This is a genomic window from Streptomyces griseoloalbus, assembly GCA_014650015.1.
Taxonomy (GTDB): domain Bacteria; phylum Actinomycetota; class Actinomycetes; order Streptomycetales; family Streptomycetaceae; genus Streptomyces; species Streptomyces griseoloalbus.
This window is the reverse complement of the sequence record BMUD01000002.1, coordinates 263,346-277,871: the sequence shown is the minus strand read 5'-3', so window position 1 is coordinate 277,871 and position 14,526 is coordinate 263,346. Positions and strand designations below refer to the sequence as shown.

At 73.0% G+C, this 14,526-nt stretch carries 14 protein-coding genes; 5 read left to right on the top strand and 9 right to left on the bottom strand.

What is annotated here, in order from left to right; translation table 11 throughout:
- Positions 1–7 precede the first annotated feature (7 nt).
- Complete coding sequence (locus IE178_RS04215; protein WP_193511334.1) at positions 8–529, bottom strand: SRPBCC domain-containing protein; 522 nt, start codon at positions 527–529, stop codon at positions 8–10.
- A gap of 59 nt (positions 530–588) precedes the next feature.
- Positions 589–1,425, bottom strand: a complete 837-nt coding sequence (locus IE178_RS04210; RefSeq protein WP_193511333.1) for a universal stress protein — start codon at positions 1,423–1,425, stop codon at positions 589–591.
- A 303-nt stretch (positions 1,426–1,728) separates the two neighbouring features.
- Between IE178_RS04210 and IE178_RS04205 the strand changes: the two genes are divergently transcribed.
- Together IE178_RS04205 and IE178_RS04200 are read left to right on the top strand one after the other, a co-directional pair.
- Positions 1,729–2,199 (top strand): cation:proton antiporter regulatory subunit, encoded by a 471-nt coding sequence (locus tag IE178_RS04205; protein ID WP_184762159.1) that lies wholly within the window; start codon positions 1,729–1,731, stop codon positions 2,197–2,199.
- Between the two features lie 4 nt (positions 2,200–2,203).
- On the top strand, positions 2,204–3,451 hold the full coding sequence (locus IE178_RS04200; RefSeq protein WP_184762158.1) for a cation:proton antiporter: 1,248 nt from the start codon (positions 2,204–2,206) through the stop codon (positions 3,449–3,451).
- Positions 3,452–3,512: 61 nt separating this feature from the next.
- Here the strand turns inward: IE178_RS04200 and IE178_RS04195 are convergent, their stop codons facing one another.
- From IE178_RS04195 to IE178_RS04185, 3 genes are all read right to left on the bottom strand, one after another.
- The gene (locus IE178_RS04195; RefSeq protein ID WP_193511332.1) at positions 3,513–4,598 is read right to left on the bottom strand and encodes a DNA polymerase III subunit beta family protein; all 1,086 of its coding nucleotides are present in this window, start codon (positions 4,596–4,598) and stop codon (positions 3,513–3,515) included.
- 100 nt (positions 4,599–4,698) lie between these two features.
- Entirely contained in the window at positions 4,699–5,187 is a 489-nt protein-coding gene (locus tag IE178_RS04190; protein WP_184762156.1) for a hypothetical protein, read from the bottom strand.
- 127 nt (positions 5,188–5,314) lie between these two features.
- Positions 5,315–5,707, bottom strand: coding sequence for a DUF5997 family protein (locus IE178_RS04185; protein WP_193511331.1), 393 nt, complete (start codon positions 5,705–5,707; stop codon positions 5,315–5,317).
- Positions 5,708–5,830: 123 nt separating this feature from the next.
- Between IE178_RS04185 and IE178_RS04180 the strand changes: the two genes are divergently transcribed.
- Entirely contained in the window at positions 5,831–6,586 is a 756-nt protein-coding gene (locus tag IE178_RS04180) for a LysR family transcriptional regulator substrate-binding protein (RefSeq protein ID WP_193511330.1), read from the top strand.
- An 18-nt stretch (positions 6,587–6,604) separates the two neighbouring features.
- Here the strand turns inward: IE178_RS04180 and IE178_RS04175 are convergent, their stop codons facing one another.
- The 4 genes from IE178_RS04175 to IE178_RS04160 all read right to left on the bottom strand — a co-directional run bounded on the left by IE178_RS04175 (position 6,605) and on the right by IE178_RS04160 (position 11,603).
- Positions 6,605–7,354, bottom strand: a complete 750-nt coding sequence (locus tag IE178_RS04175; protein WP_193511329.1) for a DUF4142 domain-containing protein — start codon at positions 7,352–7,354, stop codon at positions 6,605–6,607.
- A 92-nt stretch (positions 7,355–7,446) separates the two neighbouring features.
- A complete protein-coding gene (locus IE178_RS04170; protein ID WP_193511328.1) occupies positions 7,447–10,269 on the bottom strand; it encodes a beta-L-arabinofuranosidase domain-containing protein in 2,823 nt (940 codons plus the stop codon).
- Positions 10,270–10,410: 141 nt separating this feature from the next.
- Positions 10,411–11,106, bottom strand: a complete 696-nt coding sequence (locus IE178_RS04165; protein WP_184762151.1) for an HAD family hydrolase — start codon at positions 11,104–11,106, stop codon at positions 10,411–10,413.
- A gap of 20 nt (positions 11,107–11,126) precedes the next feature.
- On the bottom strand, positions 11,127–11,603 hold the full coding sequence (locus IE178_RS04160) for an Lrp/AsnC family transcriptional regulator (RefSeq protein WP_184762150.1): 477 nt from the start codon (positions 11,601–11,603) through the stop codon (positions 11,127–11,129).
- A gap of 267 nt (positions 11,604–11,870) precedes the next feature.
- Here IE178_RS04160 and IE178_RS04155 point away from each other — a divergent pair, with 267 nt between their 5' ends.
- Entirely contained in the window at positions 11,871–13,358 is a 1,488-nt protein-coding gene (locus IE178_RS04155) for an FUSC family protein (protein ID WP_184762149.1), read from the top strand.
- Positions 13,359–13,468: 110 nt separating this feature from the next.
- Positions 13,469–14,500 (top strand): lactonase family protein, encoded by a 1,032-nt coding sequence (locus IE178_RS04150; protein WP_193511327.1) that lies wholly within the window; start codon positions 13,469–13,471, stop codon positions 14,498–14,500.
- Positions 14,501–14,526: the final 26 nt, after the last annotated feature.

The following is a 14,526-nucleotide window of genomic DNA, read 5'->3' as shown; positions in this document are numbered from 1 at the left end:
CGCGTCGTCACCCGCCGGAACCGGCCGCCCGGCCCGCCCCGGACGGCCTCCCGCCCTGCTCCACCGCCCCCTCGCCCTGCTCCACGTAACGGGCGAGACGCGTCAGAGCCGCCCGCACGCCCGCCTCGTTGTCGGCGGCGGGCACCGCGTCGGGGACGCCCTCGTGGACGATCAGCACGTCCGTGCCGCCGCCGGAGTCGGTGAGCGTGGTCGTCATGGTCATCGTGCCCCGCAGCGCGGGATCCCGGGCCTCGAACTCCATGACCTCCACCACCATGTCGTCCGGCACCAGCCGCGCGAAGTGCCCGTGACAGGTATCGGTGTGCGCGGCCGACTTGCCGGCCGCGTCCGGCGCGTCGTACGTCAGCGAGACCCGGAACCTGCCGCCCTCGCGTGCCTCGAACGCGTGCACCTCGCTCCGCATGCCCGGCGGCACCCGCCATCGCGCGATCGCGTCCGCGCTCACCAGTGCCCGGTAGACGGCCGGTCGGGGCGCGTTCACATGGCCGGAAGCCTGCGTCGTGTACATGGCCCCACCCTGCCCCGGCGTCCCGTCGGCCGCACAGGGTGGTCCACCGGCGGCATCGGTCACTCCTCGGCGCGGACCACGGCGACCGGGCAGTCGGCGTGGTACAGCAGCGCCTGGCTGACGGAACCGAGCAGCATTCCGGTGAAGCCGCCGTGGCCGCGGACCCCGGCCACCACCAGCTGGGCCTCCCGGCTCGCGTCGAGCAGCGCGTGACGCACCCGGGCCCGCTCCAGGCGTGGCTCCACGGTGACCCGCGGATGAGCGGCCCGCCATCGAGCCACCGCCTCCTCCAGCAGCCCCCGGTGCCGGTCACGGAGCCGGTCGAGATCCACCCCCACGTTCAACGGATCCGCCGGGCCCTCGTACGGTGTCGGCTCGCTCCAGGTGTTCCACACATGCATCGCGACCAGCGGGGCCCCGCGCAACGTGGCCTCGGCGAAGGCGAAGGCCGCCGCCGCGTTCCCGGCCGGCGAGCCGTCCACGGCGAGGAGCACGGGTCCCCCCGGACCGGCGCGCCCGCGAACCACCATCAGCGGACCGTGCCCGTGCGCCGCCAGCTGCACGACCGTCGAGCCCAGCAGCAGATCCCCGAACCCGCCGCGCCCCCGCCCGCCGACCACCGTCAGCACCGCGTGCCGCGACTCGCTCCGCAGCACCGTCAGCGTCTCACCGGACGCCACGGTCCGAGTGATCTCCAGTCCCGGCGCCAGGCCGTGGGCGCGCCGCTCGGCCTGCGCCAGCACACCCTGGATCATCGGGTCCAGGTCCGCGGGGCGGCTGAAGGCGTGCACGATCCGCAGCCGTGCGCCGCGCAGCCCCGCCTCATGGGCCGCGACGTCGACCGCCGCGAGGCTGGAGGGCGAACCGTCCACTCCCACGATCACCGTGTCGTCCACCGCACCTCCCGTCCCCGGCGGCGACGCATCCGAGTACCCGCGGCGGGCGGCACGTACCCGTCCTCCCCGCCCGACCTCCGAAATGGGTTCCGGCCTGCGGTGACACCCCTCCCCCGGCATCCTCCGCCCCCGCCGCGTCCCCTGTCCATCCGTGACAGCACCCATGTTCCGGCCGAATGGCGGGATGGCACCATTGCCCCTGTGGGGGTGGATCACCCGTGCGACCCGCCGGACCGTGCACCACCACACATCGGATGACATCGGAAGAAACCGGGAAGGGGACGGGCTGTGCCTGCTCCACGGATGAGCGCGACGCCGCTGCCGGGCATCGGCGTGAAATACGACCTCACCACGCGTGAGCACGAGCACCTGTCGGTCATCGCCCATCGGGACGGAGCCCGAACGGTCAACCTCTACCGCTCCGACGACCCGGACGCCTGCGCCCGGTCGCTGCGCCTGACCGTCGCCGAGTCGGCCGCGCTGATCGACGCGCTGATGCCCGCCCACCACAGCCCCAACCTGCTGCACACCACCGATCTGGGGCTGGTCGCCGAGCGCATCGAGCTGTCCTCCGTCTCCCACTGGAACGGCCGGCTGCTGGGCGAGACCCGCATGCGCACCGACACCGGCGCGTCGATCGTGGCCGTGCTGCGGCGGGCGGAGGCGATCCCGTCCCCCGCGCCGGACTTCCGGCTGGCCGGCGGTGACACGCTGATCCTGATCGGCACGCGCGAGGGCATCGACGCCGCCGCCGAGATACTCGGGCGGGAGTGAGCGCGTGCACTCTTCCGCGATCTTCCTGATCGAGTTCGGAGCGATCATCCTCGGGCTCGGCCTGCTGGGACGCCTCGCCGGACGCCTCCAGTTCTCCCCGATCCCCCTCTATCTGCTGGCCGGCCTCGCCTTCGGAGAGGGCGGCCTGCTGCCGCTCGGCGCGAGCGAGGAGTTCGTCGCGATCGGCGCCGAGATCGGCGTCATCCTGCTGCTGCTCATGCTCGGCCTGGAGTACACGGCCAGCGACCTCGTCTCCAACCTCAAGACCCAGTACCCGGCCGGCCTCGTCGACATGGCGCTGAACGCCCTGCCGGGCGCCGCCCTGGCCCTGCTGCTCGGCTGGGGCCCGGTCGCCGCGGTCGTCCTGGCCGGCGTCACCTGGATCTCCTCGTCCGGCGTCATCGCGAAGGTCCTCGGCGACCTCGGACGGCTCGGCAACCGCGAGACACCGGTGATCCTCAGCATCCTGGTCCTCGAGGACCTCGCGATGGCGGTCTACCTGCCGATCATCACCGCCCTGCTGGCCGGCGTCAGCCTCGCCGCGGGCAGCGTCACGCTGGCCATCGCGCTGGGCGTCGCCGGACTCGTACTGTTCGTCGCCGTCCGCTACGGGCGGGTGATCTCCCGGTTCGTCTCCAGCGACGACCCGGAGAAGCTGCTGCTGGTGGTGCTGGGTCTCACCCTGCTCGTCGCGGGGCTCGCCCAGCAGCTGCAGGTCTCGGCGGCCGTGGGCGCGTTCCTGGTCGGCATCGCCCTGTCCGGGGAGGTCGCCGAGGGCGCGCACAACCTGCTGGCACCGCTGCGGGACCTGTTCGCCGCGGTGTTCTTCGTCTTCTTCGGGCTGCACACCGACCCGGAGTCCATCCCGCCGGTGATCCTTCCCGCCCTCGCGCTCGCCGTCGTCACCGCGCTGACGAAGATCGCCACCGGGTACTGGGCCGCCCACCGGGCCGGTATCTCCCCCAAGGGTCGCTGGCGCGCGGGCGGCACCCTGGTGGCCCGGGGCGAGTTCTCCATCGTCATCGCCGGGCTCGCGGTCACCGCCGGCATCGAACCGGACCTCGGCCCGCTGGCCACGGCGTACGTCCTGGTCCTGGTGGTGGTGGGTCCGCTGACGGCCCGCTACACCGAGCCCGTGGCCCTGTGGCTGGCCGGACGTCGTACGGCATCGGCCGACGCCAGGCCCGCACCGGGCGAGCCGCCGGCCGTGGAGACACTGGAACCGGTGGAGGACAACAGCCGCGAACGCTGAGTCGGCCGGGGGGCGGTCGGTCCGGGAAGCCGCGTCACGCGGCTTCCCGGACCGACCGACCCTAGTTGTCCAGCCGCACCGGCATCAGCAGCGAGAACGTGTGCTCGTCGTCCGGCCGGCGGACCGCCAGGGGCGCGGTCGGCGCGCCGAACTCGAGGACCAGCCGGTCGCCGGCTCCCGCGGCGAGCGCGTCCAGCAGGAACGCGCGGTTGACGGCGACCAGGTCCCGGCCGTCGGCACCGTCCCCGACGAGGGCGACCGAGCCGTCGTCCGACACCTGCAGCACGCTGAGGTCGCAGGACACCCCGTCCTGCTCGCGCACCTCGCCCGCGCGGACGGGGCCGGTGCGCACCGCCTCCCGGAAGGCCGGCACGTCCACCAGGGCGCGCCGTCCGGCCGGGAGACGGACGAGGCGCCGGTAGTCGGGGAAGTCGTGGCCGAGGCACTGGCCCGCCGTCTGCCGGTCCCCGGCCTCCAGGGTCACGCGGTCACCGTCCACGGCGAGCCGGACCTGTTCCTCGCCGTCCAGCAGCGCCCGCATCGCGTCGGCGAGCGCCAGGGGCACGGTGACCTGGACGCGGGGCCCACCGTGTCCGTCGGCGGCGGTGCGCGCGACGGCCATCCGGTACCGGTCGGTGGCCACGAGGTGCAGGGCGTCGCCCTCGACGTCGAACAGGATCCCGCCGAGCATCGGCAGTTCCGGGTCGGTGCCGGCCGCGAAACGGACCGCGTCCAGCGCCGCGGCCAGTTCGGGGCCGGGGACGGACAGCCGGACCGGAGTGGCGGTGCGAGGCGAAGTCATGGGGTTCTCCCTGTCGTCGAGTAGGGCTCGGAGCGTGGAGAACTCGGCGCGCGCCTCGGACAGCCCCTGTTCCAGACGCCGCAGATGCGCGTCGAGGAGCTGTCGTACGAGGTCGGTCTCCGCGCCGGCCCAGCCGGCCAGCACCAGCCGGATGTCCGCCAGCGGCATCCCGGCCCGGCGCAGGCGGGCCAGCAGCCGTGCCTCGTCGAGCTGCCCGGGGGCGTACCAGCGGTAGCCGCTGACCGGATCCACCCGGTCGGGGACCAGGACACCGGCACGGTCGTAGAACCGCAGGGCGCTCACGCCCAGTCCGCTGTCCCGGGCCATCTCACCAATGCTGCGCATCTCGCTCTCCACACCCGCGACCCTGGTCCCTCGACAAGGTCGAGGGTCAACCCGGGCCCGGCCCGGCCCGACGAGCGGTCACCGCGCGTGGTTCACGCGGTCACCAGCGGTCCGGCCCCGTCGGCTCCGCGCCGGCCGGAGCCAGGACGGCGAGCGTCCCGGTCGCCTTGCCCAGGGCCAGTTCGAGCGGACCGGGGGCGTGCAGGGTGCCGGTGCCGTCCGGCGGCACCAGCCACTCCAGGCGGCCGGCGGGCCGGTACGGCGGAGGCACGGCGACCCAGGACCCCCGGCCGACGTGCCGCACCCCGAACCCGACCCACTCGCTGACCGGATCGGGCGGCAGGAAGAACCCCACTCTGCGGGCCGTGACATCCACCAGCGTGGGCCCGAGCACTTTCAGGGGATCGCTCCACAGGACGTCCAGGGCGAGCAGCCCGAGGCGGTCGGGCACGCTGAGCACGTCCCAGTACCGTCCCGCCGCGAGCAGCGCCGTCCCCTTGCCGTGGTCCCACTCACGCTTGCACTCCTGTGGGTCCGTGGCCGCCGCGGCCAGCCACTCGACGGCCTGCTTCCACATGGCGCTGTGCATGTCCCCACCCCGCGCAGGATCGGCTGCGCCCCTGCGGACGCGTGCTGTACGGCCATGCTGGTAGATATTTCTACCCGCCGGAAGGGTGGCGCGGGCTGGCGTTCTCGTCTTTCGGAGCCCGCCGGGGTCAGTCGCCGCGCTGCGCGCGCTCCGCGTCCCGCTGCTTGATGCGGGCCGCTTCCTTGCGGACCTCGGCCTGGGTGGCGCGCTCCCGCTCCAGCCACTCGGGACGTTCCCGCTTCAGTGTCTCGATCTGCTCGGTGGTGAGGGGCTCGGTGACCCCGCCGCGCGCGAGACCGGCGATGGAGACGCCCAGCTTGGCCGCGACCACCGGGCGGGGGTGCGGGCCGTCGCGCCGCAGGTCCGTGAGCCACTGCGGCGGATCCGCCTGGAGCGCGTTCAGCTCGGCGCGTGAGACGGACCCCTCCCGGAACTCGGCGGGGGTGGCCTCGAGGTACACACCCAGTTTCTTCGCCGCGGTCGCGGGCTTCATCGTCTGGGTGCTCTGGTGCGACGTCATGGCGTCCAGGGTATCGACCGTGTGCGCGACCGCCGACCACGGCCGTCGAGCGCGACCGCCGACCACGGCCGTCGAGCGGTACCGCCGACCACGGCCGCCGACCACGGCCGGTAACCTGGCCCGGTGACAGGCTCGGAAGTCCCCCCCTCGTTCCGGCTCGTGTACGTACCCGGCGTGATGCCCGACAAATGGGTGCGCGTCTGGAAGGAGCGGCTGCCCGACGTCCCGCTGACCCTCACGCAGGTGCCCGCCGCGACGGCACAGGGGCTGCTGCTGGCCGGGGACGCCGACGCGGGCCTCGTCCGGCTGCCCGTCGACCGTACGGTCCTCAGCGCGATCCCCCTCTACACCGAGCAGACGGTCGTCGTGGTGCCCAGGGACCATCTCGTCACGGCGGTCGACACGGTGTCCCTGGAGGACCTGGCCGACGACATCGTGCTGCACCCCCTCGACGACGTCCTCGTCTGGGACGGCCTGCCGGGACGGCCCGCCCTCGAACGCCCCGCCACCACCGCCGACGCGATCGAACTCGTCGCGGCCGGGATCGGCGTGCTCGTCGTACCGCTGTCCCTGGCCCGGCTGCACCACCGCAAGGACCTCACCCACCGGCCGCTCGTGGCGGCTCCCGAGTCGAGCGTGGCGCTGGCCTGGCCCGAGGCGGCGACGACGGAGCGGGTCGAGGACTTCATCGGCATCGTCCGCGGCCGGACCGTCAACAGCACCCGCGGCCGCAAGCAGCAGCCGGCACAGGAGAAGCGCGAGCGGAGCGGAGCCCAAAAGCAGCAGCCGGCCGGCGGTTCAGCCGGCCGGAGCCGCCGGGGAGCCACCGGCGGCACGGCCAAGACCCCGCGGCGGGGCAAGCCCCGCCGCAGGTCGTGACCGTGCGGGCCCGCCGTCCTATCCGACCGTCGGAGACGGCGACGGCGCCGGAGAGGCCGTGTTCAGGTCCTCCAGCCCTTCGGGGATCTTCAGCACGAGGACCGGCGCGCCCGCCTGCGGCGCCGGCGGGGTCACCTGCTCCTGCGGCATCTTGGGCGGGCTGGTCTGCTGGAAGTTGACCTGCTCGTGATTGACCAGGCCCGTCCTCTCCAGCACCGTGATGTGGTCGAGCACCGTGTCGTTGGCCTGGTCGGCCAGCTGCCGCACCAGGGTGTTCCTGGTGTTGGCCCGGATCTTGGCGATGGCCGGGAAGATCTGGCCGTGGGTCACGCGCATGATGTTCACCGCCGTGGAGTCGAACTCCTTGCCGGCGGCGGACTGCACGGTCGCCACGAATCCCTGCTGCTGGGGCGAGGCCTGGTTCGGCAGCGTGATGCCCAGTTCGAGGGATATCCTGCGGCAGGTGTCGTCGAGCCTGCCGTGACCGACGACCAGGTGCTCTCCCGCCTCCTTCATCTCGGGCGTCGTACCCCGCTCCATCGCCAGCAGCCCCAGCGGGTGCTCCCACAGCCCGGCCGCGCGCACCTTCACCACGAAGTCACGGTCCGCCTCGGTGAGCGGGCCGTAGTTGGTGTTGGCGACCACCCGGTCCTGCTTGGTCGATGTGTTCTGTACGCCCAGCATGGTGGGATAGGCGAGCGCGGCGAGGGTGAGGATCATGGCTCCGCCCACGAACGCGGTTCCTGCCGTGCTGCGCGAGATGCGCATCGTGCCTCCTGGGATATGAACGGCCCAACAGCAGGAAGTACGGACGCGGGGCGCGGGACAATCACCGTTCGGGAAAGATTTTCCGGCCCGTCTCAGCCGGCGTAGGTGGCCTCCCCGGCCGTCCTCACCACCTTGTCGCCGTCGGCGCGGCTCAGCGAAGCGGCGGACACCCAGGCATCCACGGTGGAGCGCACCCGTGTCACCAGCGCGCCCTTGCCGCTGAAGGGCGCTCCCGCCCAGATCTCGTCGAGCAGTGTCGTGCCGTCGCCGCGCGCGGGGTTGGCGACGCCGGAGTCGGACACGCCGAAGATCACACGCGGCTCCGAGCGACGGAAGTAGGCGTGCGTCGGGTCCTCGGTCCCCTCGGAGAAGGGCGCCAGCTCGACGCCGTCCAGTGTGTAGTGCAAGGGCTTGTCCGGGACCGGGGAGAGGGAGGGCAGCAGATCGCCGGAGAGGCCGGCGTTGCGGTACAGCCCGAACCGCACCGCGGCGGGCCCCGGTCGACGGGCGACCAGATGGACCGGGCCGAGGAACAGCGCCTGCAGGGTGGGGTCGTCGAGGGCCTGCTCCACCCGCAGCCGGAAGGGCACGGAGATCCGTACGGTGTCGCCGTCGCGCCAGGTCCGCGAGACACCGAAGTAGCGGCCGGGAACCGGAGTCCCCGGCACGGCACGTCCGTTGACGGTCACCCGGAATCCGGCGGTCGCCCAGGACGGCACGCGCAGCAGCAGCGTGAAGGAGGCCGGACCGCCGCCGATGGTGAGCGTGCTGCCGCGCTCCTCCGGATAGCGGGTGCTCTGGGTGACCGTGACGCCCTTCCCGGCCCAGGTCAGCCGGGAGGCGCTGTAGAGGTTGACGTACAGGGCGCTGTCGTCGGCCTTCGCGAAGTACACCGAGTCCTGGTACTTCGTGGCGCTCTCCAACCCGGTGCCCTCGCAGCAGGTCGTCCCCTGCTTGGGCGTGTAGTCGCGCACATGACCCGGTGTCAGGCCGATGAAGTAGGTGACGAGCGGCTTCTCCGCGTCCGGCCGGTCCTGCTTGGAACCGAGCACCTGGTTGTACAGAGCCCGTTCGTAGTAGTCCATGTACGACGGATCCTGCTCGTGGAAGAACAGGGTCCGGCTCAGTTTGAGCATGTTGTACGCGCAGCAGGTCTCGGCGGTGGTGTCGCCGATCGTGCCCGCGATCGCATCGCGGGCCTTCCAGAACTCGCCGGTGCTGGTGCCGCCGATGGCGTACACGCGGTGCGGTACGACCATGCCCCAGAAGTTCTTCGCGGCCGTGAGGTAGCGCTCCTCGCCCGTCTCGTCGTGCAGCCGCACCAGACCCGTGAAGATCGGGATGTGCTGGTTGGCGTGCAGCCCGTCCAGGATGTCGGTGTTCGCGGCACAGGCGTCGATGAGCCGGTCCAGGTCGAACAGCCGGGCCAGGGCGACGTGTTCGGCCCGCCCGGTGATCGTGTGCAGGTCGCAGACGGCCTCGACGATGCCGCCGAACTCCCCGCTGGAGAACAGCCCCCACATCCGCTGCAGGGTGGCCGCCGGCAGCACGGACAGCCGCGCGTACATCCAGTCGCCCATGCCGGACGCCAGATCGAGCGCCCGGTCGTCGTCCGTGGCGAGATACGCGTCCAGCAGCCCTCTGAGGATCTTGTGCGCGGTGTAGTACGGCGCCCACACCCGGGTGTAGTCGCTGCCGGTCATCGACTCCAGCTCGATGAACTGCGTCTCGGGATACGCGGCGAGGAAACCCGGATGGCTGGGCGCGCCCCAGGTGCGGCGCAGGGTGGCGTCCAGCCCGCGGCCGGAGCCGTCCGCGAAGGTGCTGCCCGCTGTCTCGTCGAAGGCGTACGACGCCAGGTCGCCCCGGCCGGTCGACGCCTCGGCGGCCCGGCGGCCCTGCAACTCGGTGACCTCGGCGGCGGTCAGGGCCCGCGAGAAGACGTTGACGTCCTCGAACGCGCCCGCGAAGACCGGGTCGGCGGGGAAGGCGGAGCGGCCCAGCCAGTTGTTGGCGAGGGTGCCGAGCGCGGCCGGTGTCAGCGTGATCGCCGTGTTGCGGGCCACGGCGGTGCCGTTGACGTAGAGGGTGCCGGTGCCGTCGGCCAGGGTCACCGCCAGATGGCTCCACTCGCCGAGCGGCAGCGGTGCGGTGCCGTCGAGGCCCTGCTCGCCGCCCGGCCCCGAGGTGGTGACGGCGAACCGCGGCACCCCGTTCGCGTTGCGGGCGGCCAGGTACAGATAGCGGGTGGTGTCGTCGCCGAAGTCGAAGATCCTTGCCCAGGCGGCGTCGTGCGCCGGGCGCACCCAGGCGGACAGGGTGAGCGCCGGGGCGTCGGCGAGGACGGCGGCCGGAAGGTCCATGTACCGGTACGAGCCGCGCACGTTCTCCGCCGCGCGCCCGAACCGTCCGCCGGCGCTCAGCACGGCCGGGTCGTGCCGCAGTGCCTCGCGCACCTCGGTCAGCGCCCCGACCATGGTGTCGATCCGGTCCGCGAAGACCTGCTCGCCGGTGCCGCGGTACGCCTGCGCCAGCATGGTCAGGAAATGGCCGGTGTAGTGACCGCGCAGATTGCCGTTGGCCTCGCCGTCCAGCCCTTCCCAGCCGCCGGGGGCGACCGCGCCCCGGGTGGACAGACCGGCGTTGGCGCGGAAGACCTGGAGCAACCGGTTCACGTCGTAGCCACGGGCGTGGTCCAGCATCAGCCGGCGTTTGCCGGCGAAGACACCCGGTCCGAGTGCCACGTCCTCCAGTCCGAAGGGCCGCACCGTCCACGCGGCGGGTACGCCGGGATCGGTGGCCGGCACGTTCGGCGCGGCGACGGCGCGCCCGGTGGCCGCTGCGGAGACGGCGGTCGCCGTCGCCGCCAGCGCGGCGGCCTGGAAGAGGGTTCGTCTGGAGAGGGGCCGTGCCATGGATGCTCCTCTGTTCGGTTCGGTATCTCGAACGCCGTACGAACAATCGACCAGACGATAGGGAGGGGACGGGAGGGCGTCAACGGGTCAGGAGCGATCGGTTGCGTACGTTCACCGAGAACGCGTGGACGCGGATGCCGGTCAGGGACGCCCTGCGGGGTCCGCCAGCCACGCGCGCGCCGCCCGGGCGGTGAACTCCGCCTGCCCGCCGCGCAGCAGCAGGCCGGCGGTGGCGAACTCGGCGGCGTCGGCCTGCGCGGCGACGTAGGGGATCGCGATGCAGCGCATCCCCGCCGCGTGGGCGGCTGCGACGCCCGGGGCGGCGTCCTCGACCACCACGCAGTCGGCCGGGTCCGCGCCGAGTCTGCGGGCCGCCTCCAGGAAGACATCGGGAGCCGGCTTGCCGTGCGCGACCTCGTCGGCCGAGACGACGATGCGCAACTGCGCGTCCAGGCCCGTGCCGGCCAGGATCGCCCCGATGGCCTCGGGTGAAGAACCGGAGGCCACGGCCATCGGCACGCCCTCGGCCGCCAGCAGTTCGACGAACGCGCGCATCTCCGGGTAGACCCGCGTGGCGGCGCCGGCCAACTCCAGATAGCGGCGGTTCTTGACCGCGAGCAGCTCCTCGACCGATGCGGAGATGCCGTACCTCTCCCGCCAGTCGGTAATTGTCTCCCTCGTGCTGATCCCGACGTAGCGCTCGTGCTCGGCCCAGGAGAAGTCCGGCACCCCGTACGCGGCGAGGGTCCGGCGGCCCGCCTCGTAGTAGTGGGGTTCGCTGTCCACGAGCGTGCCGTCGAGATCGAAGATGACCGAGAGGGTGCCGAGGGTGCTCATGGGCTCCAGGATGCCAAGGCTCACTTCCGGGCCGTGCGGCCGATCGACTCCACCAGCGGCAGCAGCCGGTGCGGGACGCGTTCGCGCAGCGCCATCTCGGTACGGGTGCGCACCACGCCGGGCAGGCTGATCAGCTTCTGGATCACGTCCTCCAGATGCCCGGCGTCGCGCGCCACGACCCGGGTCAGCAGATCGCCGCCGCCCGTGATGGAGAACGCCTCGACGATCTCCGGTACGGCGGCCAGCGCGTCCCCCACCTCGTCCAGGTGCCCCTGGGTGACCTCGATGTGCACGAACGCGAGCACGGGGTGGCCCAGCGCGGCGGGGGAGAGGACGGGTCCCGTCCCGGTGATCACTCCCTCGCGCTCCATGCGGTCGAGCCGGGCCTGGAGGGTGCCGCGGGCGACCCCGAGGATCCGGGCGTACTCCCGCACGCTGGTGCGCGGCTGCTCCAGCAGCAGCCGCAGGATGCGGGTGTCGAGCTCGTCGACGGTCATGACGCCCGGCCTCCTCGTCCAGTGATCGTTTCCGACTGTACCAACGGCCCGAGTGCCTGCCGGACCGCTGTGCCACCCGTCGTCGGCCGTTGGTACTCCGACTGTCGCGTCCAGCCCCACGGATCGAGCCAATGGCCCAGCTGTGAGGGAGTCGGTTGAGCCACCGGTGGGGCAGATGCTCATATGGAGAGGTCGATGGCGCTGCGGACCCCGCGGCGTCTTTTTCATGCCACGGTGCACACCATCATTCCCAGGGGGCGGTAAGCGGTGCTGAAGAGGGTGTTCATGGCTCCGGACCCGGGCCGGACCCGGCTGCGCTTCGCGACGCGGGCCGTGCTCGGCGTCGGGCTGGCCGTCGTCGTCTGCGGCCTGGCCGGCCACTCGCTCACCGGTGCCGTCACCGGTGGGCTCGCCGCGCTGCTCGCCCTGTTCACCGTCACCGACACCACGGTCCGCGGGCAGGCCGTCACCACGGCGTTGCTGCCCGCCGTCGGGCTGCCGGTGCTCGCCGTCGCGGCCGTGCTGCACGACCACCCGGTGGCGCGGGACCTCACCTTCCTCGCCGTCGTCGGGCTGGGCGTGTACGCGCGGCGCTGGGGCCCGCGCGGGCACAGCCTCGGTGTCTTCGCCTTCATGACGTACTTCGTGGCGCAGTTCCTGCACGCGAGGACCGGCCAGCTCCCCGAGCTGTACGCCTCCGTCCTGCTCTCCGTGCTCGCCGCGGCCGGGGTGCGCTTCGGGGTGTGGTGCTACGAACGCCGCCTGCCCCCGGCCGTCGTACCGGCACCGCCCGGTGGCACCGGGCTCTTCCGCGTGACCACCCGCCAGGCGATCCAGGCGACCGCCGGCGCGGGCTTCGCCCTGGTCGTGGGCCAGCTGGTGTCCGGGCAGCGCTGGTACTGGGCCGTCGGCGCCACCTGGTGGGTGTTCGTCAACACCACCTCCCGGGGCGAGACCCTGGTGCGCGGCTTCCGGCGCGTGCTGGGCACGGTCATCGGTATCGGGCTCGCGCTGTTCGTCGCCGTTCCCGCGCGCGGGGACGGGCCGCTCACGGTCCTGGTCGTCGCCGTCGCCGTCTTCGGCATCTTCTACACGGCCGCCGTGTCCTACACCTGGATGATGCTCTGGGTGACGATGCTCGCCGCCATGCTCTACGGCCTGCTGGGCGTGCTCACCCCCGGTCTGCTGGCGCTGCGGCTCGTGGAGACCGGCGTCGGCGCGCTCGGCGCCGCGCTGGCGGTGGCCTTCGTCGTGCCCGTGACCACCCACAGCATCACCGACGCCTGGATCCAGCGGGCCCTGCGCTGTGTCCACGCCTGCACCGCCGAGACGGCCGCGCGGCTCGCCGGGACCGCGGACGCCGACCCGGCGCCGCTGGTGGCGGAGCTGGAGCGGCTCCTCGCGCGGGTACGGCTCTCGGTCGCCCCGCTGGTGCATCCCCTCAACCCCATGCGCGGACGCAAGCGGCGCGCCCGCCGCGTGATCGCCCTGCTCGACGACTGCGCCCGGGAGATCCGCGGCCTCGTCGCCGTCGCGGCCGACCCGGAGGCCTCGCACGACGCCCGTCTGACCGCCGCCTGCCGGCGCGTGGAGATCGCGGTCGAGGCCCTCACCGGTGGCCGTGACGTCGCGGTCCGGACGGCCCCGGCCGCGACGGAGCCGGCCCTGGCCCACCTCCACGGGCTGGAACGCGCCCTCGCCGAACTCGCCGCCCCCCTGCGGGCACCGTCCGGCTCCCCGCTCGTCGGGGCCTGAAGGCCGGGCCCGGAGGGCGGTATGTGACGCTCAGCAGTGCTTTGGTCTAGACCTCGCGTGATCGACTGCTACCGTCACCCCCATTCGGTAGGCGACGAGAGGGGACAGTCGTGGCGGTCGGCAGGCGACGGGCGTTCATCGGGTCGTTCACGGCGGCGGGAGGCCCGGGCATCGTCACCGCGTCCATCGACCCCGGCACCGGCGCGCTGAGAGTCCTGGGCACCCTGAACGCCCTGCCCGACCCGTCCTACCTGGCCCTCTCGCCCGACGGGCGCACGCTGTACGCGGTCAGCGAGGCGGCCGAGGGCGCCGTCGCCGCCTTCCGCCTGACCGGGAACGAACCGGAACCGGCCGGGCGCGAGGTGCCGGTGGACGGGAACGGGCCCACCCACCTCAGCCTCTTCGCCGGTCACGTCCTCACCGCGAACTACGGCTCCGGCAGTGTCAGCGCGGTCCCGGTCCGCGCGGACGGCGGCCTCGCGCGGTCCGTGTCCGGGGTGCTCCGGCACGACGGCTCCGGCCCTCATCCGCAACGCCAGCAGGGCCCGCACCCGCACCAGGTGCAGCCCGACCCGAGCGGCCGCTGGGCGGTCGGCGTCGACCTCGGTACGGACTCCGTGCGGGTGTACACCCTCGCCGACGGCGCTCCCTCGCAGCACCGGGAGATCGCCCTGCGCCCCGGATCGGGGCCGCGGCACCTGGCCTTCCACCCGGGCGGTTCCTGCGCCTACGTCCTCAACGAGCTGAGCCCCACCCTCGTCGTCTGCCGCTGGGACGCCGCCGACGGCGCGCTCAAGCCGCTCGCCGAGATCCCCGTCCTGCCCGGCACCCCGGCCGGTGACGCCTATCCGTCCGGCCTGGCCGTCTCGCCCGACGGCCGTTTCGTGTGGACCGCGACCCGCGGCGAGGACGTCCTGTCGGTGTTCGCCGTCGAGGGGGAGGGCGCGGCGCTGACCCCGCTCACCACCGTCCCGTGCGGCGGTCACTGGCCGCGCGCGATCACCGAGTCCCACGGCGTTCTGTACGTCGCGAACGAGCGCTCCGGAGACGTGACCTGGTTCACGCTGGACCCGGACACGGGGGTGCCGCACCGCAGGGGTTCGATCGCGGTGCCGGCGGCGTCCTGCGTGGTCACCGGCTGACCCGTGGCCGGCAGCCGCCCCCTGGT